Genomic DNA, 26,848 nt, shown 5'->3' on the forward strand with positions numbered 1-26,848 from the left:
TCGGCACCGGCTTGGGTGCGGGCGATAATATTGATTTCTAGTGAGCGGACATCGTATCTGTTGGGCTACAATGAGCCACCCATTCCCGAACCACGGAGCACATCCCATGCAACTGACAGGAGAGATGCTGATCGGCGCCGACGCGGTGGCCGGCTCGGCCGGTACCTTGCGCGCGTTCGACCCGTCGAAAGGCGCGCCGATCGACGCGCCGGCGTTCGGCGTCGCGACGCAGGCCGACGTCGAGCGCGCATGCGAACTCGCGCGCGATGCGTTCGATGCATACCGCGCACAGCCGCTCGCGGCCCGCGCGGCGTTTCTCGACGCGATCGCGGATGAAATCGTCGCGCTCGGCGACGCGCTGATCGAGCGCGCACACGCCGAAACGGGCCTGCCTGTCGCGCGGCTGCAGGGCGAGCGCGGCCGCACCGTCGGCCAGCTCCGGCTGTTCGCGCGCGTCGTGCGCGACGGGCGTTTCCTGGCCGCGTCGATCGATCCGGCGCAGCCTGCGCGCACGCCGCTGCCGCGTTCGGACCTGCGGCTGCAGAAAGTCGGGCTCGGGCCCGTCGCCGTGTTCGGCGCGAGCAATTTTCCGCTCGCATTCTCGGTGGCCGGCGGCGATACGGCGTCGGCGCTCGCGGCCGGCTGCCCGGTGATCGTGAAGGCGCACGAGGCACACCTCGGCACGTCCGAGCTGGTTGGCCGCGCGATCCGCGCCGCCGTCGCCAAAACCGGGATGCCGGCCGGCGTGTTCTCGCTGCTGGTCGGCCCCGGCCGCGTGATCGGTGCGGCGCTCGTCAGCCATCCGGCGATCCAGGCCGTCGGTTTCACCGGCTCGCGGCAGGGCGGCATGGCGCTCGTGCAACTCGCGAACGCGCGCCCGCAGCCGATTCCCGTCTACGCGGAAATGAGCAGCATCAACCCCGTCGTGCTGTTCCCGGCGGCGCTCGCCGCACGCGGCGATGCGATCGCGACGGGCTTCGTCGATTCGCTGACGCTCGGCGTCGGTCAGTTCTGTACCAACCCGGGCCTCGTGCTCGCGATCGACGGCCCCGATCTCGACCGCTTCGAAACCGTCGCCGCGCAGGCGCTCGCGAAGAAGCCGGCCGGCGTGATGCTCACGCGCGGCATCGCCGATGCGTATCGCAACGGCCGCGGCAAGCTGGCCGAACTGCCGGGCGTGCGTGAGATCGGCGCGGGCGAGGCGGCGCAGACCGACTGTCAGGCCGGCGGCGCGCTGTACGAAGTCGGTGCGCAGGCGTTCCTGGCCGAGCCGGCGTTCGGCCACGAGGTGTTCGGTCCGGCGTCGCTGATCGTGCGTTGCCGCGATCTCGACGAAGTCGCGCGCGTGCTCGACGCGCTCGAAGGCCAGCTGACGGCCACGCTGCAACTGGACGCCGACGACAAGCCGCTCGCGCGCCGGCTGCTGCCGATCCTCGAACGCAAGGCCGGGCGCCTGCTCGTGAACGGCTACCCGACCGGCGTCGAAGTGTGCGACGCGATGGTGCACGGCGGGCCGTTCCCCGCAACGTCGAACCCGGCGGTCACGTCGGTCGGCGCGACGGCGATCGAGCGTTTCCTGCGGCCGGTGTGCTACCAGGATTTCCCGGACGATCTGCTGCCGGAAGGATTGCAGGAGCGCAATCCGCTTGAGATTCCGCGGCTGCGGGACGGGAAGGCGGAGTGATCGACTGAGGGGGTGATCTCGGCGGCGAGTATGCCGGGATGATGCCCGGAAGCGGAAAGGCGGAAGGGGCCGGTTGGCCGCTTCCGCCTTTTTTCATGGCCGGCTTTCGTGTTGCCGGTTTCGCCGGATCAATGCGTGGGGTGGGCAACCAGCCCCAGGCGATCGGCAGCGGCCAGCAGGCGCCGGTCGCGCGTCCACAGCTTGCTGCCGCTGGTCAGCCGGACCGAAGCGAGCAAGTGTGCGTCGACGTAGCCGATGCCGAGCCCGTGAAGCGGCGCGACGTCGATCATGCGTTGAACTTCGTCGTCGGTTGCCGAAACGGCGACGGGCAGGTCGCGTAACGCGTCCAGCACAGTCTGGCGATCGCGCAGGCTGACGAGCGCGAGTTCGCCGATGACGAAGGGATGGATCAATACCCGTTCGGTTTCCAGCAGGGTGGTGAGCGTGACGTCGCCGGCCCGCAGATGGTCAATCCAGACCGAGGTGTCGACCAGGATCATGCCGGCTCCGACGGGCGGCGCGGAACGGATTCGAGGTCAGGCTCGGTACCGCCGAGGCGAGCGAGTCGCCGTGCACTTTCGCGGGCGATCAGCGCGCGCAACGCTTCTCTCACCAGTGCCGATTTTTCAGTGACGCCGGTCAATTGCTGCGCTTTGGCGAGCAGAGCGTCGTCAAGGGACAAGGTGGTACGCATGGTGGGCTCCGGAAAGGACTGACGCATCAATTTTGGCATCAATCGATGCTGATGGTGATGCGCTCAGTGGACAAGGCGATGAGCGGTTATCGCGCCGGTGTAGCAGGTGATCAGACCTTTTGGGGCGCAATGGGGCAAGCCGAAACTGCCTTCGATCGTTCCGGCTTTCCCGCCGACCGCTTTTCTCCTACAGTACCGGAGCCCCGGGTCGACCGACCCGCGGGCAAAACCTGAGAGATCCAGAAAAAGACCAAGAGGGAACGGCATCATGAACATCAGCAAACGTGGCGACCACCTGTTCGCGGCCGGGTTGTGGAAAGCGGTCGGCGACGTCGCGAAGTCAGTGCGCACGCAGGTCGGGGAATATAGCGAAGGCCGCGTGCTGGCCAGCGCGCTGTTCGAATTGCAGCGCGACCTGGGTGGCAGCGAATTCGACGTGACGATCAACCAGGGGCGGCCCGTTACGGGCTCCGATCCGCATTCGCTCCGGTTCGGCCAGGCTGTCAGGCGGTTCAGGCTGGACATGGAGGCGCTGGTGTTCGCGCTGAAACACCGACGCAGCATCGACGAGCGCGACCCGGGCCTGCGCACCGACGCGCTGACGCAGGCCAACAGCCAGCTTGCCACTGCCAAGCAGTACGCGATGCTCACGATCGGGCGGTTCTTCGATGCAGTCGTCGATCCCGACGTGCTCGACCAGATGCTCGCCAGCGATCCGAACACGCGTGCGCGGCGCTCGGCCACCGGCGCGGAGATCGCCACGACCCGGCTCAGGCTGGGCAGCCTGCGCTACCGGATCGTCGGCACCATTTCGCAGATGTGACGAAAACGGCCGGCCCGCGAAGCGCGGGGCGGCCGTCGAAGAGCGCAAGCGGGGCCGAACGCGCGGCTCCGCGCCGGCACGCGCCGAAGCGTGTGCCGGTTGACTGCCTGCCGCTTACTGCGGCCCCATCTTCTTGATCAGCACGTCGAGTTCCGCGACTTCGTCGTCGGTGAGGTCGACGAGCGGCGCACGCACCGGGCCCGCGTCATGGCCGACGAGCTTCGCGCCCGCCTTCACGATGCTGACCGCATAGCCTGCGCGGCGATTGCGGATCTTCAGGTACGGCAGGAAGAATTCGTCGATCAGGCGGCCGACCGTTGCGTGGTCGTCCTTCGCGATCGCTTCATAGAAGTCCATTGCCGTCTTCGGGATGAAGTTGAACACGGCCGACGAATACACCGGCACGCCGAGCGCCTTGTATGCGGCGGCATAGACTTCGGCCGTCGGCAGGCCGCCGAGATACGCGAAACGGTCGCCGAGGCGGCGGCGGATCGTCACCATGCTTTCGATTTCGCCCACGCCGTCCTTGAAGCCGATCAGGTTCGGGCAACGATCGGCGAGGCGCTCGAGCATGTCGGCGTTCAGCTTCGAATTCGCGCGGTTGTACACCACCACGCCGATCTTCAGTGCGCGGCACACCTGCTCGACGTGGTCGGCGATCCCTTCCTGGCTGGCTTCGGTCAGGTAGTGCGGCATCAGCAGCACACCGCTCGCGCCGAGGCGCTCGGCCTCCTGCGCATATTCGATCGCGACGCGCGTCGCGCCGCCCGCGCCGGCGAGGATCGGCACCTTGCCCTTGCAGGTTTCCGTCGCGACGCGGATCACGTCCGAATACTCGCGCTGCGTGAGCGAGAAGAATTCACCGGTGCCGCCGGCCGCGAACAGCGCGCTCGCACCGTACGGCGCGAGCCATTCCAGGCGCTCGGCGTAGGTGGACGGGCGGAAGCTGCCGTCGACGTCGAAATCCGTCAGCGGAAACGACAGCAGGCCGTGGGAGATGATCTGTTTGAGTTCTTGCGGTGAAGTCATGGTTGGGTCGTCCGTCTAGCGCGAGTGCTGGGTTCGTCGGGAACGGCATACGAGCCACATTGGCGATGTCGTTGTATGTCATCGTACAACGAGGGGAGGGGTGACGCAAGCGGTTTGCCGGCAGATAAATAGTAGGGTCTTTCCGGATAAGGGTTTACGCAGCATCGCCGGTTTGGGTCGAATGTCGTATGATGACTAACGATATAGTCGTTAGCCTTCAGGAATTCCGATGACTGCTTCCCCGCTCTACATTCGCGTGCATCCGGACGACAACGTCGCGATCGTCGTCAACGACGGCGGCTTGCCCGAGGGCGCGACCTTCGCCGACGGGCTGACGCTGCGCGAAGGCGTGCCGCAGGGGCACAAGGTCGCGCTGGTCGACCTCGCGGCCGGCGACCCGATCGTCCGCTACAACGTGGTGATCGGTTATGCGCTGGTCGAGCTGCGACGCGGCAACTGGGTCAACGAGCGCACGATGCGCATGCCCGAGCCGCCGGGGCTCGACGACCTGCCGCTCGCGACGCGCGCCGCGCCGCCGCTGCCGCCGCTCGAAGGCTATACGTTCGAGGGCTTCCGCAACGCCGACGGCTCGGTCGGCACGCGCAACATCCTCGCGATCACGACGACCGTACAGTGCGTGTCGGGCGTCGTCGAGCATGCGGTGAAGCGGATCAAGGCCGAGTTGCTGCCGCGCTATCCGAACGTCGACGACGTGGTCGGGCTCGAGCACACGTACGGCTGCGGCGTAGCGATCGACGCGCCCGACGCCGACATCCCGATCCGCACGCTGCGCAACATCAGCCTGAATCCGAACTTCGGCGGCGAGGTGATGACCGTGAGCCTCGGCTGCGAAAAGCTGCAGCCCGAGCGCCTGCTGCCGCCCGGCACGATTCCGGTCGCGGCGGACGGCGCGACGGACAACGGGGGTGTCGTGTGCCTGCAGGATGCCGCACACGTCGGCTTCAACTCGATGATCGACTCGATCATGAAGATGGCCGAATCGCATCTCGAGCGATTGAACCGCCGCCGCCGCGAGACGTGCCCGGCGTCGGATCTCGTCGTCGGCGTGCAGTGCGGCGGCAGCGACGCGTTCTCGGGGCTCACCGCGAACCCGGCCGTCGGCTTCGCGGCCGACCTGCTGGTGCGCGCGGGCGCGACGATCATGTTCTCCGAGGTGACGGAAGTGCGCGACGGCGTCGCGCAGCTCACGTCGCGCGCGGCGAACGAGGACGTTGCACGCGAGATCATCCGCGAGATGGACTGGTACGACCGCTACCTGCAGCGCGGCCGCGTCGATCGCAGCGCGAACACGACGCCCGGCAACAAGAAGGGCGGCCTGTCGAACATCGTCGAGAAGGCGATGGGGTCGATCGTGAAGTCGGGCAGCGCGCCGATCGCCGGCGTCGTGCGTCCTGGCGATCGCGCGAAGCAGAAGGGCCTGCTGTATGCGGCGACGCCTGCGAGCGACTTCATCTGCGGCACGCTGCAACTCGCGGCCGGGATGAACCTGCACATCTTCACGACCGGCCGCGGCACGCCGTACGGCCTCGCGCAAGTGCCGGTGATCAAGGTCGCGACGCGCAGCGATCTCGCGCGCCGCTGGCACGACCTGATGGATCTCGACGCGGGGCAGATCGCGACCGGCGCGGCCACGATCGAGGACACCGGCTGGGAACTGTTCCGGCTGATGCTCGACGTCGCGAGCGGCAAGCGCCGCACGTGGGCCGAGCAATGGAAGCTCGCGAATGCGCTGACGCTGTTCAATCCGGCGCCGGTGACCTGACGCGTCGGATCCGGACGGCAGACGGTGCGGGCGCCTGCGGGCGCCCGTTTGCATGGCGGCCGCGCATCCGCGGTTCGGCGCAGGCGTGCCGTTCGCGACCCGCGCGAATGTCTTACCTGTCACGTAATCGACCGCCCGCGTGAGTGCGGCGACGATAGGGGCACGCGGACACGACACGTTTGCAACCGCGTCCTCTCATCGACACAAGGAGCCTCGCCATGACCACCGCCCAATCCGCTTCGTCCGATCACGCCGACCTGATCGACCGCTACTTCGACGCCTGGAACGAACCCGACGTCGCGCGCCGCCGCGCGCTGATCGATGCGACCTACGCGAGCGACGCGGCGTATCGCGATCCGCTGATGACCGGCGACGGCCACGCGGGCATCGACGCGATGATCGCGGCCGTGCAGGCGCGTTTCCCTGCATTCCGCTTCCGCCGCACGACCGATGTCGACGGGTTCGGCCAGCACCTGCGGTTCTCGTGGGCGCTCGTGTCGCCCGACGGTGCGGCGATCGTGAAGGGTTCGGACTTCGGCACGGTCGACGCGTCGGGCCGCCTCGCGTCGGTCACGGGTTTCATCGACGAAATGCCGGCCGCGGCGTCGTGACGCGAGCGGCGCATGCCCAGCGGTCACCGGGATCGGGTAACGTTATGCGGTTTGTTCCTGATCCCGGAGACTAGCCGACATGCTGAAGAATCTCGACCCGCTGCTGCACGCCGACATCCTGCACACGCTGCGCGCGATGGGCCACGGTGACGAAATCGCGATCTGCGACGCGAATTTCCCGGCGGAATCCGTCGCGGAGCACACGGTGGTCGGCCGCGCGTTGCGGATCGACGGTGCCGACTCGGCGCGCGTTGTGCGCGCGGTGCTGTCCGTGCTGCCGCTCGATACGTTCGTCGACACGCCCGCGTGGCGGATGGAAGTCGTCGGCGACGGGGCGGCGGTGCCGCCCGTGCAGCGCGAGGTGCAGGCCGAGATCGACCGCGCGGAAGGGCGCGCGGTGCCGCTCGCGGGCCTCGACCGGTTCGCGTTTTACGAGCGCGCGCAGCAGGCTTATGCGGTGATCGTCACCGGCGAGCTGCGCGGCTACGGCTGCTTCATCTTCAAGAAGGGCGTGTTGTTGAGCGACGCGGGCTAAACGCCTTTTCCCACTCGCCACCTTCGGGCCGCCCGGTGGCCGCCGTGTAAAGATTTGCTACAACCTTTTTCTTGGACACGGCCGAAACTCTGTCTATGCTGGCCCATTTGCCGCGGGCCCCGCTGGGTCGCGCGGCGCCGAGTGGCCCGGGTGTGCTCCGGGCGGCCGGCCGAATTGCATACGAGGAGAGAGGCATGACGCGTTCCGTCGATTCCGGCGTCATTTTTTTCGCGCGCCTGGCGCTGGCGGCGTTGTTCCTGTGGGGCGGCGTGATGAAGCTGATCGGCTACGGCGATTTCATCGGTTACCTGCGTGGGCTGAACGTGCCGTTCGCCCAGTACGTGGCGCCGGTCGTGGTCGCGATCGAGGCGCTCGGCGGCCTGCTGCTGATCGTCGGCTACAAGGTGAAACCGCTCGCACTGCTGATGGCGTTCTATACGGTCGCGACCGCGATGGTCGGGCACAACTTCTGGGACGCGACGGACGCCGCGGTCCAGCACGACATGGTCATCCACTTCTGGAAGAACATCGCGATCGCCGGTGGCTTCCTGCTGCTGTTCGTCACGGGCGCGGGCGGCGCGAGCATCGATGCGCTGCGCCGGCCGAGTTCGTCGTACGGCAGCCTGCGCTGAGCGCGTAGCACGCCCACCGCTGAATTACCGCCGAAGCCAATACGAAAGGGCCGAATCCCGCATGTCGCGGGGTTCGGCCCTTTGTTCATGGATCGCCGGTGAGGGGTGCCGGCGACCGGTCACGCACCGCGATTGCTCGCCGTACGGGCGGCAACCGCCGGCGCACCGCCGCTCAGTGCGACGGATCCTCCTTCGCATCCTTCGAGAACTGCACGGCGATTGCGCCGAGCACGCAGATCGCGGCGACATACACGACCGGCGCGAGCGGATTCGACTTCATCATTAGCGACACGATCACTGGCGTGAGACCGCCGAAGATCGCATACGCGACGTTGTACGAGAACGAGATGCCCGAGAAGCGCACGACGGCCGGGAAGCTCCTGACCATCACGAACGGCACCGCGCCGATCGTGCCGACCATGAAACCTGCGATCCCGTAGTAGAGCGGCAGCGTCGACGCGTCGGCCGCGACCTGCACGAACAGCAGGTAGTAGCATGCAGCCAGCCCGAGGCCGCCGATGCCGAGCACGCGCTTCGCGCCGATCCAGCCTGCGAGCGAACCCGCGGTGATGCAGCCGGCCGTCAGGCACAGCGTCGCGATGCTGTTCGCGAACAGCGTCGTCGCGGGCGTCAGGTGGAACTGCTTCTGCAGCAGCGTGGGTGTCATCAGGATCACGACGACGATCGCGGCCGACAGCATCCACGTGAGCAGCATCGACACGATCACCGCGCGGCCATGGTCACGCAGCACCGCTTTCAGCGGAATTTCGGCCGCGAGCGCCTTCTTCGCTTTCATCTCGGCGAACACCGGCGTCTCATGCAGCCAGCGGCGCAGGTACACGGAGAACAGGCCGAACACGCCGCCGAGCAGGAACGGGATGCGCCACGCGAACGCGCCGACTTCGGCGGTCGAGTAACGGCTGTTGATGCCGGCGGCGACGAGCGAGCCGAGCAGGATGCCGGCCGTCAGGCCCGCGGTCAGCGTGCCGCAGGCGTAGCCGATGTGGCGCGACGGCACGTGCTCGGACACGAACACCCACGCGCCCGGCACTTCACCGCCGACCGCCGCGCCTTGCAGCACGCGGAACAGCAGCAGCAACACCGGCGCGAGGATGCCGATCGTGTCGTAGGTCGGCAGCAAGCCCATCAGCAGCGTCGGCACGGACATCATCAGCACGCTCAGCGTGAACATCCGCTTGCGGCCGAACAGGTCACCGAAGTGCGCCATGATCACGCCGCCGAGCGGGCGCGCGAGATAGCCGGCCGCGAAGATGCCGAACGTCTGCAACTGGCGCAGCCAGTCGGGAATGTCGTGCGGGAAGAACAGTTGTCCAATCGCCGGCGCGAAGAACACGAAGATGATGAAGTCGTAGAACTCGAGGGCGCCGCCCAGTGCGGCAAGGCCAAGGGTCTTGTAGTCGCTGCGCGTGAGCGCACGTTCGGCGGCGCGAGGCACGCCGCTCAATTCGGAAGCTTGCATGGTCAGGACGATCGGTTTTCGAATGTTGTTGTCGGTGCTGCGTCTCCAGGGCCCGCTATCGGCATGGACTGTCAAGGCGCGGCTTGCATCGTCGAAGCGTGCCGCGTGCCGGGTGAGGCACGAAACACGCACCACTGCACCGGGGTGGCGTGCGGCGGGGGCGATGCGTCAAAGCGGGTGGGAGGATTCTACAGGAGCGCAAAATGCGCGCGCGGGTGCGCGCCGAGGAACGCTTCGGATCACGAAGCCGAGGTCGAAGCCGAAGCAAAAGCGCGCGCGGCGCGGGCGGCCGGTGAGCCGCTGACGCGCCGCGCGGGGCAGGGTTTCGCGTATCAGTTGCCGGCGATCGTGTCGACCGGCTTGAACGCGCCGTGCTCGACCTTGTAGATCGTCACCGGCGCATCCTTCAGGTCGCCCTTCGCGTCGTACGCGATGCTGGGCGCCGACACGCCCTTGACCGACACCTTGCCGAGATACGGCGTGTACACCTTCGGGTCGGTCGAGTTCGCGTCCTTCATCGCGGTGAGCAGCGCGATCGTGCCGTCATACGAGTACGGCGAGTAGGTGATCACGTCTTCGTTGAAGCGCGCCTTGTAGCGTGCCGCGTAGCCGGCGAAGCCGGGCATCTTCTCCTTCGGCAGTCCGCCCATGTAGACGATCGCGCCTTCGGCCGCATCGCCGCCGACCTTCAGGAACGTCGGCGAGCGCGACATCTCGCCCGTCACGAACGCCGACTTCATCCCGAGCTGGCGCATCTTGCGGATCATCGGCGACGATTGCGCGTCGCCGCCGCCGTAGAAGATCGCGTCCGGGTTCATCCCCTTGAGGTTGGTCAGGATCGCGGAGAAATCGAGCGCCTTGTCGTTCGTGAAGTCGCGCTTGATGATCGTGCCGCCCGCCGCCTCGACGGCCTTTGCGAATTCGTCGGCGATGCCCTGGCCGTAGGCCGTGCGGTCGTCGATGATCGCGATGCGCTTGAAGCGCAGCGTCTTCACCGCGTACGTGCCGACGATGCGGCCCGCCTGCGCGTCGCTCGTCAGCAGCCGGTAGGTCGTCTTGTAGCCGCGCGCCGTGTATTGCGGCGACGTGGCCATCGAGATCTGCGGCAGCCCCGCGCGATCGTACAGGTCGGACGCGGGAATGCTCGTGCCCGAGTTGAAGTGCCCGATGATCCCGCGGACGTTGTCGTCGATCAGCCGCTGCGCGACGGTCGTGCCGGTGCGCGGGTCGGCCTGGTCGTCCTGCGAATCGAGCTGGAACGTGACGGGCTTGCCGCCGATCGTCGGACGCGTCGCGTTGAAATCGGCGATCGCGAGTTGCACGCCCTTCTGCATGTCCGTGCCGTAGTTCGACTGCGGGCCGGTCAGCGGTGCGGCGAAACCGATCTTGACGACGTCGGCGGCAATGGCGCGCGCGCCCGACAGTGCGCAGGCAGCGGCCAGCGCGACGTGCGATACCTTCAGCTTCACTTTCACTTCCCCTTGATGGCGTGGTTGGGCCGCCGCCGGCTGGCGGGCCGGCGCCGGTAAACCGGGCGAGACGGTTCGGTCGGCAGGCCGATGCGAGGGCCGTGCGTGCTTGCCGCGTGCTGCCCGGGCTGTGCCGGAATCGGCGTGCGTGATGGCCGATGCTGCAGGCCGTGCACGCCGATTGCTGCCGCGGCGGGTGGTCGTCTCGTGACCGTGAAGCAAAGTCTAGGTAGCGAAAATGCGTGCGTCTTGCGCGTTCGGTGCGCGGCCGGCGACGATATCGGCATATCGTCGATAACCCTGATATGTGCCGATATCGTCACGCCGAATGCGCAAACGCGCCAAGACGCGGGTGGCCGGCATTTTTAGGATGGTGGATTCGGGTGCGGGTTGCCGGGGCGTCGACGCAGCATGTCCGCAGCGACAGAAGCGGAAGCGCGGCCGGCTGCGTACGCGCATCGAAGTGGTTGTGCGCACAACCTGTAGCGCCGGCCGACGCTGGCTGATCGGCATGCACGATGCGACCGGCCGCTCCCGCCGGTTTGCCCGCCTCGCGATCGGCACGACGCGATCGAAGGGGCGCTTCTATAATCGACGCCATCTGCCACTCGCCATGCGGTTGCCGGGATGACGACCTTGCTTGCCGTACCGCCCATGAGCCTGTCCGAACCATTGCGCTACCAGCCCGACAACGCCGATCTCGGCGCGATGCTTGCGCATTTCCGCCTGCTCGAACCGGTGTTCGATGCGCTGCCGGACGTCGCGTTCTTCGTGAAGGATGCGAGCGGCCGCTACGCGATCGTCAATCGCACGCTGGCGATGCGCTGCGGCTACAAGGACAAGCGCGACCTGCTCGGCAAGACGGCCGATGAAGTGTTTCCGCGCCGCTTTGGCCGCAGCTATTTCGAGCAGGACATGGCGACGATCAATGCCGGCCAGCAGCTGATCGATCAGCTCGAGCTGCATCTGTATCCGGGTCGCCAGCCGGGCTGGTGCCTGACCTGCAAGGAGCCGTTGCGCGACGCGGCGGGTAAGGTCGTCGGCCTCGCCGGCATCTCGCGCGACCTGAAGGCGCACGAAGGCTCGCATCCGGCGTACAGCAAGCTCGCGGATGTGGTCCAGCACATCCAGGATCACTACGTGCAGCCGCTGAACCTGAAGCAGCTCGCGCAGATGGCCGGGATGTCGGTGGCGCAGCTCGAACGCTACTTCCACAAGGTGTTCCACCTGACGCCGCGCCAGGTGCTGCTGAAGACGCGGCTCGATGCGGCCACCGCACTGCTCGTCACACACGACAAGGTGACCGATGTCGCGGCGCTATGCGGCTATACGGATCACAGCGCGTTCACGCGCCAGTTCAAGGCGACGGTCGGCGTGACGCCGACGGAATACCGGTTGATGCTGCAGGAGCGGGCAGGGTGACGCGACACGCCGAAAGGGCCGGCGAGTCGCTGGGATCGGGGGTGATGCGGGAAAACGGGAAAGGGTGAAAACGGCGGCTCAGCGGTAGCCGAGCCCTTTCAGGACGGCGGTGCCGTCTTCGGTGAGCCGGAAGCTGGGTGTCGTATCGGCGTCGAGCTTGACCATCTCGACGAGGCCGGCTTCCTGCAGCGCGGGCAGCTCGGGTTTGGCGTTCGCGCCGATCGGGGCATGCAGCAGCACGAGCAGCGTCGCGATTTCATGATGACTGAGCAGGCGGCGCAGCATCGTCTTCTTTACAGGGGGCGCGGCCTGGCGGCCCGCGGGTGCATCTACGGCGCTCATCGCTTTCCTCCTTTTCAAGATAACCATTGGGTACTGGTTGCGGATGGTGCCGTCGAAGACTTAAGCGATTCTTAAAACCGCGGCGGGCGACGGGATGCTGCGCTGCGGTATGGGTTACGGGATGTAACGCCATATGGAATGCGGTTTCCGGCTCGATCGCGGTGAGCCGCGCGGGCGGGTGCGCCGCCGCGCGATTCACCACGATGGTGCGCGTGGGATGTGGCCCTTTGAGGCAACCGCAGGCTGCGAATGCGATTCGGCCCCGAAATCCCGGTTCAGTTCCTTCCCTTATTTCCTGCGCTGCGCCTGTGCGGCGAGCCGCACGGCCGCGTTCGTCGCGCCGTAGCCGTCGTATCCGCCGCGCCGCTCGACGATCTCGAGCGAGAAGCGGTTGTCGACCAGTTCTGTATACGCGTGCAGGAACTCACCGCCGTGTTCGTCGCGGTCGTACAGCAGGTGATGGGTGCTCAGCGTGTCGATCAGCTCGTCCGGCAGCGCGTAGCGGGCGGCGAGATCGTCGTAGTAGTTCGGCGGAATGCGCAGGAACGGAATGCCGTCGGCCGCGAACGCGGCGATCGTCTTCACGATGTCGTCGGTGCGGAATGCGACGTGGTTCAGCCCCGTGCCGTGGTAGCGGTCGAGCGATTCGGCGACCGCTGTGTGACGGTCGACCGACGCGTTCAGCGCGATCCGCACCGAACCGTCGGAGCTACGCACCGCTCGGCTGCGCATCAGCCCGTACGGGTCGGGCACGAGCCAGCTGCGTTCGGCCTCGAAGCCGAACGCGGTCTTGAAGAACAGGATCCACGTATCGAGCGCGTCGGCCGGCAGCGCGAGGCATACGTGGTCGATGCCCGTCAGCGGCCCGACTTCGCTCGGGCCGTCGATGTCGGTCAGCACGAAGTCCGATTCGTACAGCGTCGGCGCGTTCGGCGCTTCGTCGACGAAGTATTCGAGGCTGCCGTCCGGCGCCTGCACGCTCGGCAGCACGCGTTCGTTCGGCCCGACGCGGCCGGAGAAGGGCGCATAGCCGAAGCCGGCCGCGCGGTCGAACGCCACTTTCGCGTCGTCGACGCGGAATGCCGATGCACACAGCGACAGCCCGTGCTGCTGGAAGAACGCATCGGCGAACGAGTCGCGCTCCGCGTTCAGCACGATCGACGCGGCGCCGTGCTGGAACAGTGTCACGTCCTTCGACCGATGCCGGCCCGCGAGCCGGAAGCGCATCCGGCCGAGCCATTCGCCGACGGTCGCCGCCGCCTGCGCGTCCACAGCGAATTCGATGAACTGGAACCCGACGTGCGCGGGCGGCGCCGGCGGCGCGAACAGCGGCTGGCTGGCGGCCGGCGCGCGGCCGTCCTGCGCGAGCCGCTCGCGCGTCAGTTCTTCCAGATAGAGCAGCGAGCGATGGCCGTCGGCGGCCGTGATCGCGGTCGGCGCCGCGCGGAAGCCGTCGTTGAAGATCTCGAGCGACAGCGGCCCCGTATAGCCCGACTCGATCACACGCGCGGTGAAGCGTGCGAGGTCGAAGTCGCCCTGGCCCGGGAACGAGCGGTAGTGGCGGCTCCATTCGAGCACGTCCATCGCGAGCTTCGGCGCATCGGCGATCTGCACGAACGCGATCCGGTCGCCGGGGATGTCGGCGATCGCATCCGGCGAATCGTCGAGCGACAGCGTGTGGAAGCTGTCGAGCGCCAGGCCGAGATGCGGGCTGTTCACGGCATTCACGAGTGTCCACGCATGGCCGTAGCGCTTCACGGCGCGGCCCCACGCGAGTGCTTCGTACGCGGCGACCACGCCGGCCTGCCGCGCGGCTTCCGCGAGTGCGCCGAGCTGGTCGACGAGCAGCCCGTCGTCGGCGATCGTGTCGGCCGACACATTGCTGCACACCAGGATGCGGTCGGTGCCGAGCGCATGCATCACGTCGAACTTGCGCTTGATCCGGTCGAGGTTGCGGGCGAGCTGGGCCGGGCTCACGCCTTCGAAGTCGCGAAACGGCTGGAACAGCACGATGTCAAGGCCGAGATCGGCGGCCATGCGCCGGACGTCGGCCGGCGATCCATCGAAATAGACGAGATCGTTTTCGAAGATTTCCACGCCGCCGAAGCCTGCGGCCTGGATGGCGGCGAGTTTCTCGGCGAGCGTGCCGGACAGTGACACGGTGGCGATCGAGCGCTGCATGGGCGAATCCTGCGGATGAGCGGGGCATGGCGTCGGTCGAACCGATCCTGAATGAACCAGTCGTTGAATTTCTGGCGCACACCATATCCCGAATTTACTGGGCTAGTGATGCGTATTGTACAAACTAACTAGGTGGTACAAATTAGCGAAAACCCGAAAAGACAGCTTGCCTTCCCGGGCGCACACTAGCGCCAAATTCCGATGTCTTCGGGGCGATGCCGGTCACGGTCCGCCCCTGTTTTAGGAGCAGAATCACCATGAGCAAGCACAAGGTGCTGGTGCTGAACGGCCCGAACCTGAATCTGCTGGGGACCCGCGAGCCCCATATCTACGGCGCGGAAACGCTCGCCGACGTCGAGCAGCGCTGCCGCACGGCGGCCGAGGGGCTCGGGCTGGAAATCGACTTCCGTCAATCGAACGCCGAGCACCAGCTGATCGACTGGCTGCATGCCGCGCGTCACGACACGCACGGCATCGTGATCAATCCGGCCGCCTATACGCATACGTCGGTGGCGCTGGCCGACGCGCTTTCCGCGATCGCGAAGCCCGTGATCGAAGTGCATATCTCGAACGTGCATCGCCGCGAGGCGTTCCGTCACCATTCTTATGTGTCGGCGGTGGCCGAAGCCGTGATCTGCGGCTGCGGCACCGAAGGCTACGTGTTCGCGCTGCAGCGTCTGGCGACGCTGTTCGCGCAGGGAGCCGCACGATGAGCCGCCCGTCGTTTCTGATCGGCCTGATCGGCCAGGGCATCGGCGGCTCGCTGTCGCCCGCGATGCACGAGGAAGAAGGATTCCGCCAGGGGTTCGGCTATGTCTACCGGCGCATCGACCTCGACGCGCTCGGCGTGACCGTCGACGCATTGCCGCAACTGCTCGATGCCGCGCAGCGGATGGGCTACAACGGTCTGAACATCACGCATCCGTGCAAGCAGCGCGTGATCGAGCACCTCGACGCGCTGTCGGACGATGCGCGTGCGCTCGGCGCGGTGAACACCGTGCTGTTCAAGGACGGCAAGCGGATCGGCCACAACACCGACTGGTCGGGCTTCGCGAAATCGTTTCGCCGCGGGTTGCCGGGCGCATCGCTCGAACGCGTCGTCCAGCTTGGCGCGGGCGGCGCGGGCGCGGCCGTTGCACACGCGGCGCTGCAGATGGGCGCGGCCGAACTGACGATTTTCGATGTCGACGGCACGCGCGCCGCTGCGCTCGCGGCCGAGCTGCAGCAGCGCTTCCCCGCGGCACGCGTCGTGCAGGGCGGCGATCGCGCGGAGGCGATGCGCGCCGCAACGGGCCTGATCCACGCGACGCCGACCGGCATGGCCAAGCATCCGGGCCTGCCGTTGCCGGCCGAACTGCTCCACGCGGGCATGTGGGTGGCCGACATCGTGTACTTCCCGCTCGAAACCGAACTGATCCACGCGGCGCGCGCGGCCGGCTGCGCCACGTTGCCGGGCGGCGGGATGGCCGTCTACCAGGCGGTCGACGCGTTCGAGATCTTCACCGGACGCACGCCCGACGCCGAGCGGATGTTCAATCACTTTCAGTCGCTCGTCGCGCGCTGACCCCCTTCCAGAAAGAGAGACCAGGAGACGACCATGCAGCACACCACCCACACGAGCGCCGCGCCGGCGCAGGCGTCCGGCACCGTCCGGCGCACCTCGGCGCGCTACAAGATTCTCGCGCTGCTCGCGATCGGCACGATGATCAACTATCTCGACCGCACCGTGCTGGGGGTGGCTGCGCCGCAGCTCACCAAGGAGCTCGGCATCAACGCGGCCGTGATGGGCATCATGTTTTCCGCGTTTTCGTGGACGTACGTGGCCGCGCAGGTGCCCGGCGGCCTCTTTCTCGACCGTTTCGGCAGCAAGGTCACTTACTACTGGTCGATGACGCTGTGGTCGCTGTGCACGTTCCTGCAGGGCTTCGTGCCCGGCGTCGCGACGCTGCTCACCTGTCGTCTCGGCCTGGGCATCGCGGAGGCGCCGTGCTTTCCGACCAACAGCCGCGTCGTCGCGACGTGGTTCCCGCAGAACGAGCGTGCGATGGCGACGGGTACCTACACCGTCGGCGAGTACATCGGCCTCGCGTTCTTCAGCCCGGTGCTGTTTGCGCTGATGGGGGCATTCGGCTGGCGCTCGCTGTTCTGGGTCGTCGGCGCGATCGGTATCGTGTTCGGCCTCGTCTGGTGGAAGTTCTATCACGAGCCGCGCAACCATCCGGGCGCGAATTCGGAGGAGCTGGCCTATATCGAGGCGGGCGGCGGCCTGGTGCACGGCGTGCGCAAGGACGGCGACAAAGGTGGCAAGGGCGCCAAGGGCGAACAGAAGGCATTCAGCTGGGCGATGGCCGGCAAGCTGCTGAAGAAGCGCCAGCTCGCGGGCATCTGCCTCGGTCAGTTCGCCGGCAACTCGACGCTCGTGTTCTTCCTGACCTGGTTCCCGACCTACCTCGCCACCGAGCGCCACATGGGCTGGCTGAAGATCGGTTTCTTCGCGGTGATGCCGTTCATCGCCGCGTCGGTCGGCGTGATGTTCGGCGGGATCTTCTCCGACTGGCTGCTGCGCCGCGGCAAGTCCGCGAACCTCGCGCGCAAGCTGCCGATCATCGCGGGCCTGCTGCTCGCGTCGACGATCATTCTCGCGAACTACGTGCAGAGCAACGAGGCCGTGATCGCGATCATGTCAGTTGCATTCTTCGCGCAGGGGATGGCGGCACTCGGCTGGACGCTCGTGTCGGACATCGCGCCGGACGGCCTGCTCGGCGTCACGGGCGGCATCTTCAACTTCGCGGCGAACCTTGCCGGGATCGTCACGCCGCTCGTGGTCGGTTTCATCGTCGCGTCGACCGGGTCGTTCGTCGGCGCGCTTGTGTTCATCGGTGTGATCGCGCTGGTTGGCGCGGCGTCGTACATCTTCGTGGTCGGCGACATCAAGCGGATCGAGCTGTAAGCACCGGCTCCACGCACATCCAGTGCGTTCGCCCGGCAGCCGCAAGGCCGCCGGGCTTTTTTGTTTGCGCGTGCCGGCGGGTCTGCCGGCTGACGTCGTACCGCGCTTATGCGCGCTGCACGGCGATGCCGAGCGACTCGACCGCCTGTGCGATTGCCGCGACCGCGCGCCGGATATCGTTCGAATCGATCGCGCCGATGCAGCCGACGCGGAACGTCTCGAGCTGCGTGAGCTTGCCCGGATACAGGATGAAGCCCGCATCGCGCACTGCGTCGTAGAAGCGGCGGAAATCGTAGGCCGGGTGGTCGGGCGCGTGGAACGTGACGATCACCGGCGCCTGCACGCTCGCATCGAGGAACGGCGTGAAGCCGAGCGCGTGCATCGATTCGACCAGCGTCCGGCAGTTGTCCACATAGCGCGCGCCGCGCGCCGGCTGGCCGCCTTCGGCGAGATACTGGTCGAGCGCGGCGCGCAGCGCGGCGATCACGTGCGTCGGCGGCGTGAAACGCCACTGGCCTGTCTTGCGCAGATACGCGTACTGATCGTGGAGATCGAGCGCGAGCGACGGCGAGTTGCCTTCGCTCGCGTCGAGTGCGTCGCGCCGCACGATCGCGAATCCCATCCCTGGCACACCTTCGAGGCATTTGCCGCTCGCGGAGATCAGTGCATCGATGCCGCTGCCGGCCAGCTTGATCGGCAGCGCGCCGAACGAGCTCATCGCGTCGACGATCAACCGCTTGCCGTGGCGCCGGCACACGGCGGCGATGTCGTCGAGCGGGTTCAGGATGCCGGCGCTCGTCTCCAGATGCACCTGCGCGACGTGCGTGATGCGCGGCTCGCGCGCGAACGCGGCTTCGATCGCGGCCGGATCGACGGCGGCGTCCTCGCCGAACGGCAACGCGATCGCTTCGATACCGAGCCGCCCGAGGATCTTCAGGATGCGCGCGCAGTACGCGCCGTTGTCGGGCACCAGCACGACGCCGTCGCGCGGCACCAGCGTGCCGAGCGCCGCTTCGACCGAGAACGTGCCGCTGCCTTGCATCGGCACGCACACGTACTCGTCGCCGCCGTGCGCGATCGCGACGAGATCCGCGCAGACGCTGGCCGTCAGTTCATTGAAAGCGGCATCCCACGAGCCCCAGTCATGTTGCATTGCGTGGCGGGTTGTGGCGGACGTGGTGAGCGGGCCGGGCGTAAGAAGAATCGGATCGGACATGGTTTTCCTCTGCAAAGGTAGGAAGAAACGCCGGGCGGCATTTCTGAATGACTTGCATGATATTGGCAAAATGTGTCATTTTTTGGAAATTGTGGCATTCGTCACGGGTTTGTCATCGAACGCTGTGATCCTTCGCTTGCCGCGCAAAACCTAACCTCAGCGCGGCGGCGAGGCGGGCCGTCGATCGGCCTTGCCCGGAGATAACAGGAGAGCCGGATCGTGCCCCCGGCCATTTGGTGTTCCGCCTACGGAGAAGTCAGATGACACTGCAGAAACCCTCGCGCGCCGCTGCCGGCGCGTTCCGCAAGCTTGCGCTGGCCGCCAGCGTCGCCGGTCTGATGGGCGCCGCGTTGCCCGCCCATGCGGCGAGCGCGGTCGTGCTGTATACGGCAGATGGTCTCGAGAACCTCTATCGCGATGTGCTGCCGGCCTTCGAGAAGAAGGAAGGTGTCAAGGTCAACATCGTGACGGCGGGCAGCGGTGAAGTCGTCAACCGCGCGAACATCGAGAAGAACTCCCCGAAGGCCGACGTGATCGTCACGCTGCCGCCGTTCATTCAGCAAGCCGGCCAGATGGGCCTGCTGCAGCCGTACCAGAGCGTGAACTACAAGAACGTGCCGGCCATCGCGAAGGCTGAAGACGGCACGTGGGCAACGTTCGTGAACAACTACTTCTCGTTCGCGATCAACCCGGACGTCGTGAAGAACCAGCCGAAGACGTTCGCCGACCTGCTGTCGCCGGCCTACGCCGGCAAGGTCGCGTATTCGAACCCGGCCACGGCCGGCGACGGGATGGCCGTGCTGATCCTGACGACGTCGCTGATGGGCGAGGACAAGGCGTTCGACTACCTGGCGAAGCTGTCGCAGAGCGTGAAGTTCCACACGAAGGGCACGGGCTACCTGAACGTGCTGCTGTCGCGTAACGAAATCAGCGTCGCGAACGGCGACCTGCAGATGGACCTCGACGATGCCGAACACGGCGCGCTGTCCGTCAAGCCGATCTTCCTGGCCGCGAAGGATGGCGACCAGCCGACCACGTTCCAGCTCCCGTACGGCATCGGCCTGATCAAGAGCGGCCCGAACCAGGACGCCGGCAAGAAGCTGATCGACTACCTGATGTCGACGGAAGTGCAGTCGAAGGTGCCGGACATGTACGGTATCCCGGGCCGCACGGACGTGCCGCTGGCCGGCAAGAACGGCGAAGCGGTCAAGAAGGCGATCGCGGGCGTGAAGCTGATCCCGGTCGACTGGACCCAGGTGATGGCGAAGAAGCCGGTGTGGATCGAGCGCTGGAAGAAGGACGTGATCGGCAGCTCGGGCAAGCAGCTCGACGTCGTCAAGCCGAAGTGATCGGCGCACGCCGCCTGTATTTGTGAGCAAGAGGATGAACCCGGTGGAAACCACCCTGACCCATCCCGGCGCATTCGGCGCCGCCGAACCGCAAGCAACGCTGCGGTCCGGCGCGCCGGGCGGCGTGCAGATCGAACACCTGAGCGTGCGCTACGGCGCACGCACGGTGCTGGAAGATCTGTCGCTGTCGATCGGTGCCGGCGAATTTCTGACCGTGCTCGGCAAGAGCGGCTGCGGCAAGACCACGCTGCTGCGCTTCATCGCCGGGTTCGTGAAGGCCGATGGCCTGACCGGCACGCTGACCGTTGCCGGACGCGACCTGACCTATGCGCCGCCGCACAAGCGCAATCTCGGTCTGCTGTTCCAGAATTACGCGCTGTTCCCGCACCTGTCGGTGTTCGAGAACGTCGCATTCGGGCTGCGCGCCCGCGGCATGGCGTCGTCGGAAGTGACGCGCCGCGTCGCCGACGCGCTGAAGCTCGTGCAGCTCGGCGATGCGGGCCATCACCTGCCCGCGCAACTGTCGGGCGGGATGCAGCAGCGTGTCGCACTGGCGCGCGCGCTCGTGATCGAGCCGGACGTGCTGCTGCTCGACGAGCCGCTGTCGGCGCTCGACGCCAACCTGCGTGCATCGGTGCGCAGCGAACTGAAGGCGCTGCACGAGCGCCTGCCGAACCTGACCGTCGTCTGCGTGACGCACGACCGCGACGACGCGCTTGTGCTGTCCGATCGCGCGCTGCTGATGCGCGACGGCCATATTGCGCAGCTCGGCACGCCGCAGCAGTTGTACGACGCGCCGCAGGACGGCTACGTCGCACGCTATCTCGGCCCGGCGAACCTGCTGCCGCCGCACGTGATCTTCCCGCTCGGCGATCCGCGCCACGAAGTGCGCGGCAAGGTGGCCTGCGTGCGCCCCGAGCGCCTGACCGTGATGCCGCCCGCTGCGGGCGGGCTGCACGGCACGGTGTCGTCCGTCGAATGGCAGGGCGCGGACCTGTCGATCGCGGTCACGATCGATGCGGCCCCCGACGAACCCGTACGCGTCACGATGCAACGCGGCCGCGGTGCGGCTCCCGAGCGCGGTGCGCGCGTTTCCCTGCATTGCGAGGCAGACGATGTCGTCCTTATCGAGCCCTGAAGCCGGCCTGCCGCCGCACGTGCTCGCGTCGGCCGCCGCGCACGCCGCCGCCGCGCGGCGCCGCAAGCGCATGGGCGACCTGCACCTGGCCGCGCTCGCGATCCTCCTGCTGGGCCCGCTCGTCGTCTATCCGCTGGTGCGGCTCGTGCTGCTGAGCGTATCGGGCGACCACGGGCTGAGTTTTGCCGCGTACCGCACGTTCTTCGGCAACCCCGACACGCGCGACGTGATGCTGACGACGCTCGGCGTGCTGTTCGCGAGTGCCGGCACCGCGTCGGTGCTCGGCGTGCTGCTGGCTGCGCTGCTGTTCTTCAAGCCGTTTCCGGGCGCGTCGCTCGTTACGCGCTTCCTGGAGCTGTACGTTGCGTTCCCGTCGTTCCTCGTCGCGTTCACGCTGATCTTCCTGTACGGCTCGCAGGGCTCGATCAGCATCGCGCTGCAGCACCTGTTCCATCTCGAGAATCCGCCGCTCGATTTCCTGTTCGGCATTGGCGGCGTGATCCTCGCGCAGACCGTGTTCTATACGCCGTTCGTGGTGCGGCCGACGCTCGCGTCGTTCGCGACGCTCGACCTGCGGCTGATCGAAGCCGCGCGCAGCCTCGGCGCGTCCGGCTGGATGCTCGCCCGCCGCGTCGTGCTGCCGATCGCGTGGCCGGGTATCGCCGCCGGCACCGTGCTGTGCTTTCTGCTGACGTTGAACGAATTCGGGATTCTGCTGGTGCTCGGCAGCGCGCGGCTCGTGACGCTGCCGGTCGCGATCTACAGCAGCGCGACCGTCGACCTCGACCTGCCGACCGCGTCGGCCGGCGCGGTCGTGATGCTCGCGCTGTCGCTGGCGCTGTATGCGGTTTATCGCCGGGTGAACCGGCGTGCGACGGGAGGGAACGATGTCCGCTGAATTTCGTATCGGGCAAGCCGTACCGCGCCACCAGATCGGCTGGGGCGACACGGTGCTCAAGCATGCGTCGCGCGCGGCGCTCGCGCTGGCCGCGTTCGCGTGCTTCTGGTTGTTCGTGTTGCCTGTCGTCGTCGTCGCGCTGTCGAGCGTGTCGACGCAGTGGTCTGGCACGATTTTGCCGGCCGGCTACAGCCTGCGCTGGTTCGAGCGGCTCGGGTCGCCGGAATACGACGCGCTGCTGACGAGCCTGGAAATCGGCTTCGGCGTGTCGGCAGTCGGCACGATCCTCGGGCTGTGGCTTGCGCTGGCGCTCGAAGGGCGCGACCGGCGCGGCCTCGGCGCGGTGGTCGACGCGCTCGTGATGGTGCCGAACGGCGTGCCGAGCGTCGTGCTCGGGCTTGCGGTGCTGATCGCGTATCACCAGAAGCCGGTCGACCTGTCGAGCTCGGCGGCGATCGTCGTGCTCGTGCAGCTCGCGCTGATTTTGCCGTTCTGCTATCGCTGCGCGGCCGCCGCGCTGCGTCCGGAACTGACCGTGCTGCGCGAAGCCGCGGCGAGCCTCGGTGCGCCGCCTGCGATGGTGCTGCGCCGCGTGCTGCTGCCGCAACTCGTGCCGGCGCTGCGCGCGAGCCTCGCGCTCGGCTTTGCGCTGTCGCTCGGTGAGCTCGGCGCGACGCTGACGGTGTATCCGCCCGGCTTCGCGACCGTGCCGATCGTCGTGATCGGCCAGGTGGAGCGCGGTTACTACCTTCCGGCATCGGCGCTGTCGCTGCTGATGCTCGGCGCGTCGCTCGCGGCGCTGCTGCTGATCGCTGCGCGCGTGCCGCGCGGCAAGCGGGTGGCATCATGAACGCCGCGTTCGCATTGCGCCAACCGGGTGAAGCGTCGGCAGCCGGCGCTTCGACGGATCTCGCGGGACGTTCCGTCGACGTCAACGGCCGGCACTACCGGCTGCCGGTCGAGCCGACCGTCGTCGTCTGCGTCGACGGCTGCGAGTACGACTATCTCGAACGGGCGGTGGAAGCGGGCGTCGCGCCGTTCATCGGCCGGATGATCGCGGAAGGCACGGCCTGGCGCGGCGATTGCGTCGTGCCGACCTTCACCAACCCGAACAACCTGTCGATCGTCTGCGGCGTTCCGCCGTCGGTCCACGGGATCTGCGGCAACTATTTCTGGGATCCGGCCGCCGACGGCGGGCGCGGTGCCGAAGTCATGATGAACGACCCGGCCTACCTGCGGGCCGGCACGCTGCTCGCGGCGGCGTCCGACGCCGGTGCGCGGGTCGCCGTCGTGACGGCGAAGGACAAGCTGCGCCGGCTGCTCGGCTGGCAACTGAACGGCATCTGCTTTTCGGCCGAGAAGGCTGCGCAGGCGAATCTCGCGGAAAACGGGATCGTCGACGTGCTCGACTGGGTGGGCCTGCCGTCGCCGGACGTCTACAGCGCGGCGTTGTCCGAATTCGTGTTCGCGGCCGGCGTGCGGCTTGCGCAGACGCGCCAGGTCGACCTGATGTACCTGTCGACCACCGATTACGTGCAGCACAAGTGCGAGCCGGGCAGTGCCGGCGCGAACGCGTTCTACGCGATGATGGACGGCTATCTCGCGCAGCTCGACGCGCTCGGCTGGGTGATCGGGCTCACGGCCGATCACGGGATGAACGCGAAGCACGATCCCGCGACGGGCCGGCCGAACGTCATCTATCTGCAGGACGCATTCGATGGCTGGTACGGCGCGCAGGCTGCGCGCGTGATCCTGCCGATCACGGATCCGTACGTCGTGCACCACGGCGCGCTCGGTTCGTTTGCGACCATTTATCTGGCGCCGGGTGTCGACCGGGCGGAGGCGATGTGGCGCGTCGGCAGTCTCGACGGCGTCGAGCTCGTGCTCGACAACGCGGAAGCTGCCGCACGTTTCGAGCTGCCGGCCGACCGGATCGGCGATCTCGTCGTGATCGGCCGCCGCGACATGACGCTCGGCACGCGCGAGCGCGAACACGATCTGTCGGGTCTTACGGTGCCGCTGCGTTCGCATGGCGGCGTGTCGGAGCAGGAAGTGCCGCTGCTGTTCAATCGCCGTATCGAGCCGCTCGATCCCGCGCGTCGCCCGCGCAACTTCGACGTGTTCGATTTCGTGCTGAACCGGGTCGCGACATGATGGCTCATCCCCGACACGATCACCCGGCGTTCCGTGCAGAGGCGCTGCGCTGGTGCGGCACGCGCGCGACGCGGGAACGCACGCTCGACGTCATGGACCCATACACGGGCACGCGCGTCGGTACGGTGCCGCTGGCGAGCGTCGACGACGTGCGCGCGGCATTCGACTACGCGATGGCGTACCGGCCGAAGCTCACGCGTTACGAGCGCTCGCAGATCCTCGAACGCGCGGCCGCGCTGTTGCGCGAGCGTACCGAGGAAGCGTCCGACCTGATCACGCTCGAATCGGGCCTGTCGAAACAGGACTCCCGCTACGAGATCGGTCGCGTCGCCGATGTGCTGAAGTTTGCGGCGATCGAGGCGCTGCGCGACGACGCGCAGAGTTTCTCGTGCGACCTGACGCCCCACGGCAAGGCGCGCCGCGTGTTTTCGCAGCGGCAGCCGCTCGACGGTGTGATCGTCGCGATCACGCCGTTCAATCATCCGATGAACCAGGTGGCGCACAAGATCGCGCCGGCGATCGCGACCAACAACCGCGTGATCGTGAAGCCGTCGGAGAAGGTGCCGCTGTCGGCGTTCTACCTGGCCGATCTGCTGGTCGAAGCCGGACTCCCGGAGCCGATGCTGCAGGTGCTGACCGGCGATCCGCGCGAGATCGCGGACGAACTTGTCACGCATCCGCATGCGTCGCTAATTACCTTTACGGGCGGCGTGGCGATCGGCAAGGCGATTGCCGCGCGGGCCGGCTACCGCCGCATCGTGCTGGAACTGGGCGGCAACGATCCGCTGATCGTTCTCGACGATGCTGATCTCGAACGCGCGACGTCGCTGGCGGTGCTCGGCTCGTACCGGAATTCGGGCCAGCGCTGCACGGCCGTCAAGCGGATGCTGGTGCAGCGTTCGATCGCGCCCGCCTTCACCGAGTTGCTGGTCGAGAAGACGCGCGCATGGAAGTACGGCGATCCGTTCGATCCCGCGAACGAAATGGGCACGGTGATCGACGAGGAAGCGGCGCGGCTGTTCGAGGCGCGTGTCGACGAAGCGGTCGCGCAGGGCGCGCGCCTGTTGACCGGCAACGTGCGGCGCGGCGCGCTGTATGCGCCGACCGTGCTCGACAACGTCGATCCGTCGATGACGATCGTGCGCGAGGAGACCTTCGGCCCGGTATCGCCGGTGATCACGTTCGACACGATCGACGACGCGATCCGGATCAGCAACGGAACGGCGTTCGGGCTATCGTCGGGCGTTTGTACGGACAGTACGGCGGCGGTCGTGCGGTTCGTGAACGAGCTGAACGTCGGCACGGTGAATGTATGGGAAGTGCCTGGCTACCGGATCGAGCTGTCGCCGTTCGGCGGGATCAAGGATTCGGGGCTCGGTTACAAGGAAGGCGTTCAGGAGGCGATGAAGAGCTTCACGAACCTGAAGACGTTTTCGCTGCCTTGGGAGTGAACGAATGGCATTGACGGTGGAAGAGATCGACGGGTTGTATCGCGAGCATGGCCATGTGGCCTATAGCGGCGAGCCGGTCACGCAGCTCGAGCATGCATTGCAGAGCGGATTGCTGGCGGAAGAGGCGGGAGCTGCCGACGCGCTGGTCGCGGCGGCATTCCTGCACGATCTCGGGCATCTGCTGAATCGCCAGGGCGAGACGCCGAGCGCGCGCGGGATCGACGATCTGCATCAGTATTACGTGCTGCCGTTCCTGCGGCCGCTGTTTTCCGACGCGGTGCTGGAGCCGATCCGGCTGCATGTCGACGCGAAGCGCTGCCTGTGCCGCACGGACGCCGGCTACTTCGAGAGCCTGTCGCCGGACTCGGTGCGCAGCCTCGCGTTGCAGGGCGGCATCTTCAGCGAAGAGGAGACGGCGGCGTTCCTGCAACGCCCGTTCGCGGAGGACGCGCTGCGTCTGCGCCGCTGGGACGATACGGCGAAGGAAGAAGGCAAGGTGACGCCGGATCTCGATCACTATATGGAGATCGTCGCGCGCCAGGTACGCGTGGGCTGACGGTTCGGCTGCTTCTATATAAGGCCCCGCACGCGGCAGCGTGCGGGGCCTTATATTTTTTTGAGAAAACCCCTTGCGCAGATCGAAGAGGCTGCCTACAATCACGCCTCTTTCGCGCTAACGGAAACGCGGCGCGGGAGAGGGAAGCAGGGTTGGCGGTGTGCTGCAGTCTGGAGCGCGCCACTGGTCTGGAAGTTGAGCCCCGCAGTCGCAACGATGTAGTGAAAAAAGTTGTTGACGAAATGCGAAACACGGTTCATAATCTCGCTTCTCTGCTGCTGAAAACGCAGCGCTGCTGAGAAACACGAAGTTCCTCGCAGAAACGCTCTTTAAAAATTAACAGCCGATAAGTGTGGGCGCTTGATGGAAGCGAGCTGATCCTCGGATCAGATAGCGAAAGTATCAAGAGTCTCACACTAAAGTAAGTCAGGTTTATGAAGCAATTCATATT

General features: G+C 66.9%; 26 protein-coding genes. 18 read left to right on the plus strand and 8 right to left on the minus strand.

Translation table 11 applies throughout. The features are described 5' to 3' along the window. Positions 1–106: 106 nt before the first annotated feature. Complete coding sequence (locus QZM67_RS11395) at positions 107–1,684, plus strand: aldehyde dehydrogenase (NADP(+)) (protein WP_301802830.1); 1,578 nt, start codon at positions 107–109, stop codon at positions 1,682–1,684. 128 nt (positions 1,685–1,812) lie between these two features. On the opposite strand, the gene QZM67_RS11400 is transcribed toward QZM67_RS11395, so the two are convergent. Both QZM67_RS11400 and QZM67_RS11405 read right to left on the minus strand, forming a co-directional pair. After that, positions 1,813–2,184: a type II toxin-antitoxin system VapC family toxin gene (locus QZM67_RS11400; RefSeq protein WP_175022833.1), complete on the minus strand. Its 372-nt coding sequence runs from the start codon at positions 2,182–2,184 to the stop codon at positions 1,813–1,815. Continuing rightward, complete coding sequence (locus tag QZM67_RS11405; protein WP_006752328.1) at positions 2,181–2,378, minus strand: type II toxin-antitoxin system VapB family antitoxin; 198 nt, start codon at positions 2,376–2,378, stop codon at positions 2,181–2,183. The genes QZM67_RS11400 and QZM67_RS11405 overlap by 4 nt, the downstream gene beginning before the upstream one ends. 45 nt (positions 2,379–2,423) lie before the next feature. Here QZM67_RS11405 and QZM67_RS11410 point away from each other — a divergent pair, with 45 nt between their 5' ends. Together QZM67_RS11410 and QZM67_RS11415 are read left to right on the plus strand one after the other, a co-directional pair. Continuing rightward, complete coding sequence (locus tag QZM67_RS11410; RefSeq protein WP_301802832.1) at positions 2,424–2,612, plus strand: hypothetical protein; 189 nt, start codon at positions 2,424–2,426, stop codon at positions 2,610–2,612. Between the two features lie 34 nt (positions 2,613–2,646). Then, positions 2,647–3,201, plus strand: coding sequence for a hypothetical protein (locus QZM67_RS11415; RefSeq protein ID WP_301802835.1), 555 nt, complete (start codon positions 2,647–2,649; stop codon positions 3,199–3,201). Between the two features lie 114 nt (positions 3,202–3,315). Here the strand turns inward: QZM67_RS11415 and kdgD are convergent, their stop codons facing one another. Then, a complete protein-coding gene (gene kdgD / locus QZM67_RS11420) occupies positions 3,316–4,230 on the minus strand; it encodes a 5-dehydro-4-deoxyglucarate dehydratase (RefSeq protein WP_043180868.1) in 915 nt (304 codons plus the stop codon). Between the two features lie 229 nt (positions 4,231–4,459). Here kdgD and garD point away from each other — a divergent pair, with 229 nt between their 5' ends. From garD to QZM67_RS11440, 4 genes are all read left to right on the plus strand, one after another. Next, positions 4,460–6,013, plus strand: a complete 1,554-nt coding sequence (gene garD / locus QZM67_RS11425) for a galactarate dehydratase (protein WP_175022829.1) — start codon at positions 4,460–4,462, stop codon at positions 6,011–6,013. A 218-nt stretch (positions 6,014–6,231) separates the two neighbouring features. Further along, positions 6,232–6,624, plus strand: coding sequence for a nuclear transport factor 2 family protein (locus QZM67_RS11430; RefSeq protein ID WP_301802840.1), 393 nt, complete (start codon positions 6,232–6,234; stop codon positions 6,622–6,624). Positions 6,625–6,703: 79 nt separating this feature from the next. Further along, entirely contained in the window at positions 6,704–7,159 is a 456-nt protein-coding gene (locus QZM67_RS11435; RefSeq protein ID WP_301802842.1) for an RbsD/FucU family protein, read from the plus strand. A gap of 194 nt (positions 7,160–7,353) precedes the next feature. Beyond that, a complete protein-coding gene (locus tag QZM67_RS11440) occupies positions 7,354–7,791 on the plus strand; it encodes a DoxX family protein (RefSeq protein WP_043180861.1) in 438 nt (145 codons plus the stop codon). Between the two features lie 172 nt (positions 7,792–7,963). Here QZM67_RS11440 and QZM67_RS11445 read toward each other — a convergent pair whose 3' ends face one another. Then, positions 7,964–9,271 carry an MFS transporter gene (locus tag QZM67_RS11445; protein ID WP_175022822.1) on the minus strand — a complete coding sequence of 436 codons (1,308 nt, stop codon included), beginning with the start codon at positions 9,269–9,271 and terminating at the stop codon, positions 7,964–7,966. 332 nt (positions 9,272–9,603) lie between these two features. Then, on the minus strand, positions 9,604–10,740 hold the full coding sequence (locus QZM67_RS11450; RefSeq protein ID WP_175022821.1) for a branched-chain amino acid ABC transporter substrate-binding protein: 1,137 nt from the start codon (positions 10,738–10,740) through the stop codon (positions 9,604–9,606). A 627-nt stretch (positions 10,741–11,367) separates the two neighbouring features. On the opposite strand from QZM67_RS11450, the gene QZM67_RS11455 reads away from it, so the two are divergent. After that, entirely contained in the window at positions 11,368–12,162 is a 795-nt protein-coding gene (locus QZM67_RS11455; protein WP_043180856.1) for an AraC family transcriptional regulator, read from the plus strand. A 78-nt stretch (positions 12,163–12,240) separates the two neighbouring features. Here the strand turns inward: QZM67_RS11455 and QZM67_RS11460 are convergent, their stop codons facing one another. Further along, on the minus strand, positions 12,241–12,504 hold the full coding sequence (locus QZM67_RS11460; RefSeq protein ID WP_043180855.1) for a hypothetical protein: 264 nt from the start codon (positions 12,502–12,504) through the stop codon (positions 12,241–12,243). A gap of 288 nt (positions 12,505–12,792) precedes the next feature. Further along, entirely contained in the window at positions 12,793–14,685 is a 1,893-nt protein-coding gene (locus QZM67_RS11465; RefSeq protein WP_301802851.1) for a bifunctional sugar phosphate isomerase/epimerase/4-hydroxyphenylpyruvate dioxygenase family protein, read from the minus strand. 257 nt (positions 14,686–14,942) lie between these two features. Here QZM67_RS11465 and aroQ point away from each other — a divergent pair, with 257 nt between their 5' ends. The 3 genes from aroQ to QZM67_RS11480 are packed head-to-tail and all read left to right on the plus strand — an operon-like array spanning position 14,943 to position 17,635. Continuing rightward, positions 14,943–15,398 carry a type II 3-dehydroquinate dehydratase gene (gene aroQ / locus QZM67_RS11470; RefSeq protein ID WP_043180853.1) on the plus strand — a complete coding sequence of 152 codons (456 nt, stop codon included), beginning with the start codon at positions 14,943–14,945 and terminating at the stop codon, positions 15,396–15,398. Continuing rightward, positions 15,395–16,249, plus strand: a complete 855-nt coding sequence (locus QZM67_RS11475; protein WP_301802855.1) for a shikimate dehydrogenase — start codon at positions 15,395–15,397, stop codon at positions 16,247–16,249. The genes aroQ and QZM67_RS11475 overlap by 4 nt, the downstream gene beginning before the upstream one ends. A gap of 33 nt (positions 16,250–16,282) precedes the next feature. Beyond that, entirely contained in the window at positions 16,283–17,635 is a 1,353-nt protein-coding gene (locus QZM67_RS11480; RefSeq protein WP_089451818.1) for an MFS transporter, read from the plus strand. Positions 17,636–17,741: 106 nt separating this feature from the next. Here QZM67_RS11480 and QZM67_RS11485 read toward each other — a convergent pair whose 3' ends face one another. After that, on the minus strand, positions 17,742–18,851 hold the full coding sequence (locus tag QZM67_RS11485) for a 2-aminoethylphosphonate--pyruvate transaminase (RefSeq protein ID WP_043180850.1): 1,110 nt from the start codon (positions 18,849–18,851) through the stop codon (positions 17,742–17,744). A 260-nt stretch (positions 18,852–19,111) separates the two neighbouring features. Between QZM67_RS11485 and phnS the strand changes: the two genes are divergently transcribed. The 7 genes from phnS to QZM67_RS11520 are packed head-to-tail and all read left to right on the plus strand — an operon-like array spanning position 19,112 to position 26,397. Continuing rightward, entirely contained in the window at positions 19,112–20,200 is a 1,089-nt protein-coding gene (gene phnS / locus QZM67_RS11490) for a 2-aminoethylphosphonate ABC transporter substrate-binding protein (protein ID WP_175022818.1), read from the plus strand. A 34-nt stretch (positions 20,201–20,234) separates the two neighbouring features. After that, positions 20,235–21,338, plus strand: a complete 1,104-nt coding sequence (gene phnT, locus QZM67_RS11495) for a 2-aminoethylphosphonate ABC transport system ATP-binding subunit PhnT (protein WP_043180847.1) — start codon at positions 20,235–20,237, stop codon at positions 21,336–21,338. After that, the gene (phnU, locus tag QZM67_RS11500) at positions 21,316–22,236 is read left to right on the plus strand and encodes a 2-aminoethylphosphonate ABC transporter permease subunit (RefSeq protein WP_043181466.1); all 921 of its coding nucleotides are present in this window, start codon (positions 21,316–21,318) and stop codon (positions 22,234–22,236) included. The genes phnT and phnU overlap by 23 nt, the downstream gene beginning before the upstream one ends. Beyond that, positions 22,226–23,086 carry a 2-aminoethylphosphonate ABC transport system, membrane component PhnV gene (phnV, locus tag QZM67_RS11505; RefSeq protein WP_043180846.1) on the plus strand — a complete coding sequence of 287 codons (861 nt, stop codon included), beginning with the start codon at positions 22,226–22,228 and terminating at the stop codon, positions 23,084–23,086. Before phnU ends, phnV begins: the two co-directional genes overlap by 11 nt. Continuing rightward, positions 23,083–24,390 carry a phosphonoacetate hydrolase gene (gene phnA / locus QZM67_RS11510; protein ID WP_175022815.1) on the plus strand — a complete coding sequence of 436 codons (1,308 nt, stop codon included), beginning with the start codon at positions 23,083–23,085 and terminating at the stop codon, positions 24,388–24,390. The genes phnV and phnA overlap by 4 nt, the downstream gene beginning before the upstream one ends. Then, a complete protein-coding gene (phnY, locus tag QZM67_RS11515) occupies positions 24,387–25,841 on the plus strand; it encodes a phosphonoacetaldehyde dehydrogenase (protein WP_301802858.1) in 1,455 nt (484 codons plus the stop codon). Before phnA ends, phnY begins: the two co-directional genes overlap by 4 nt. 4 nt (positions 25,842–25,845) lie before the next feature. Further along, positions 25,846–26,397 carry a phosphonate degradation HD-domain oxygenase gene (locus QZM67_RS11520; RefSeq protein WP_301802860.1) on the plus strand — a complete coding sequence of 184 codons (552 nt, stop codon included), beginning with the start codon at positions 25,846–25,848 and terminating at the stop codon, positions 26,395–26,397. Positions 26,398–26,848 lie beyond the last annotated feature (451 nt).

The sequence above is a fragment of the Burkholderia sp. AU45251 genome (genome assembly GCF_030482905.1).
Taxonomy (GTDB): domain Bacteria; phylum Pseudomonadota; class Gammaproteobacteria; order Burkholderiales; family Burkholderiaceae; genus Burkholderia; species Burkholderia aenigmatica.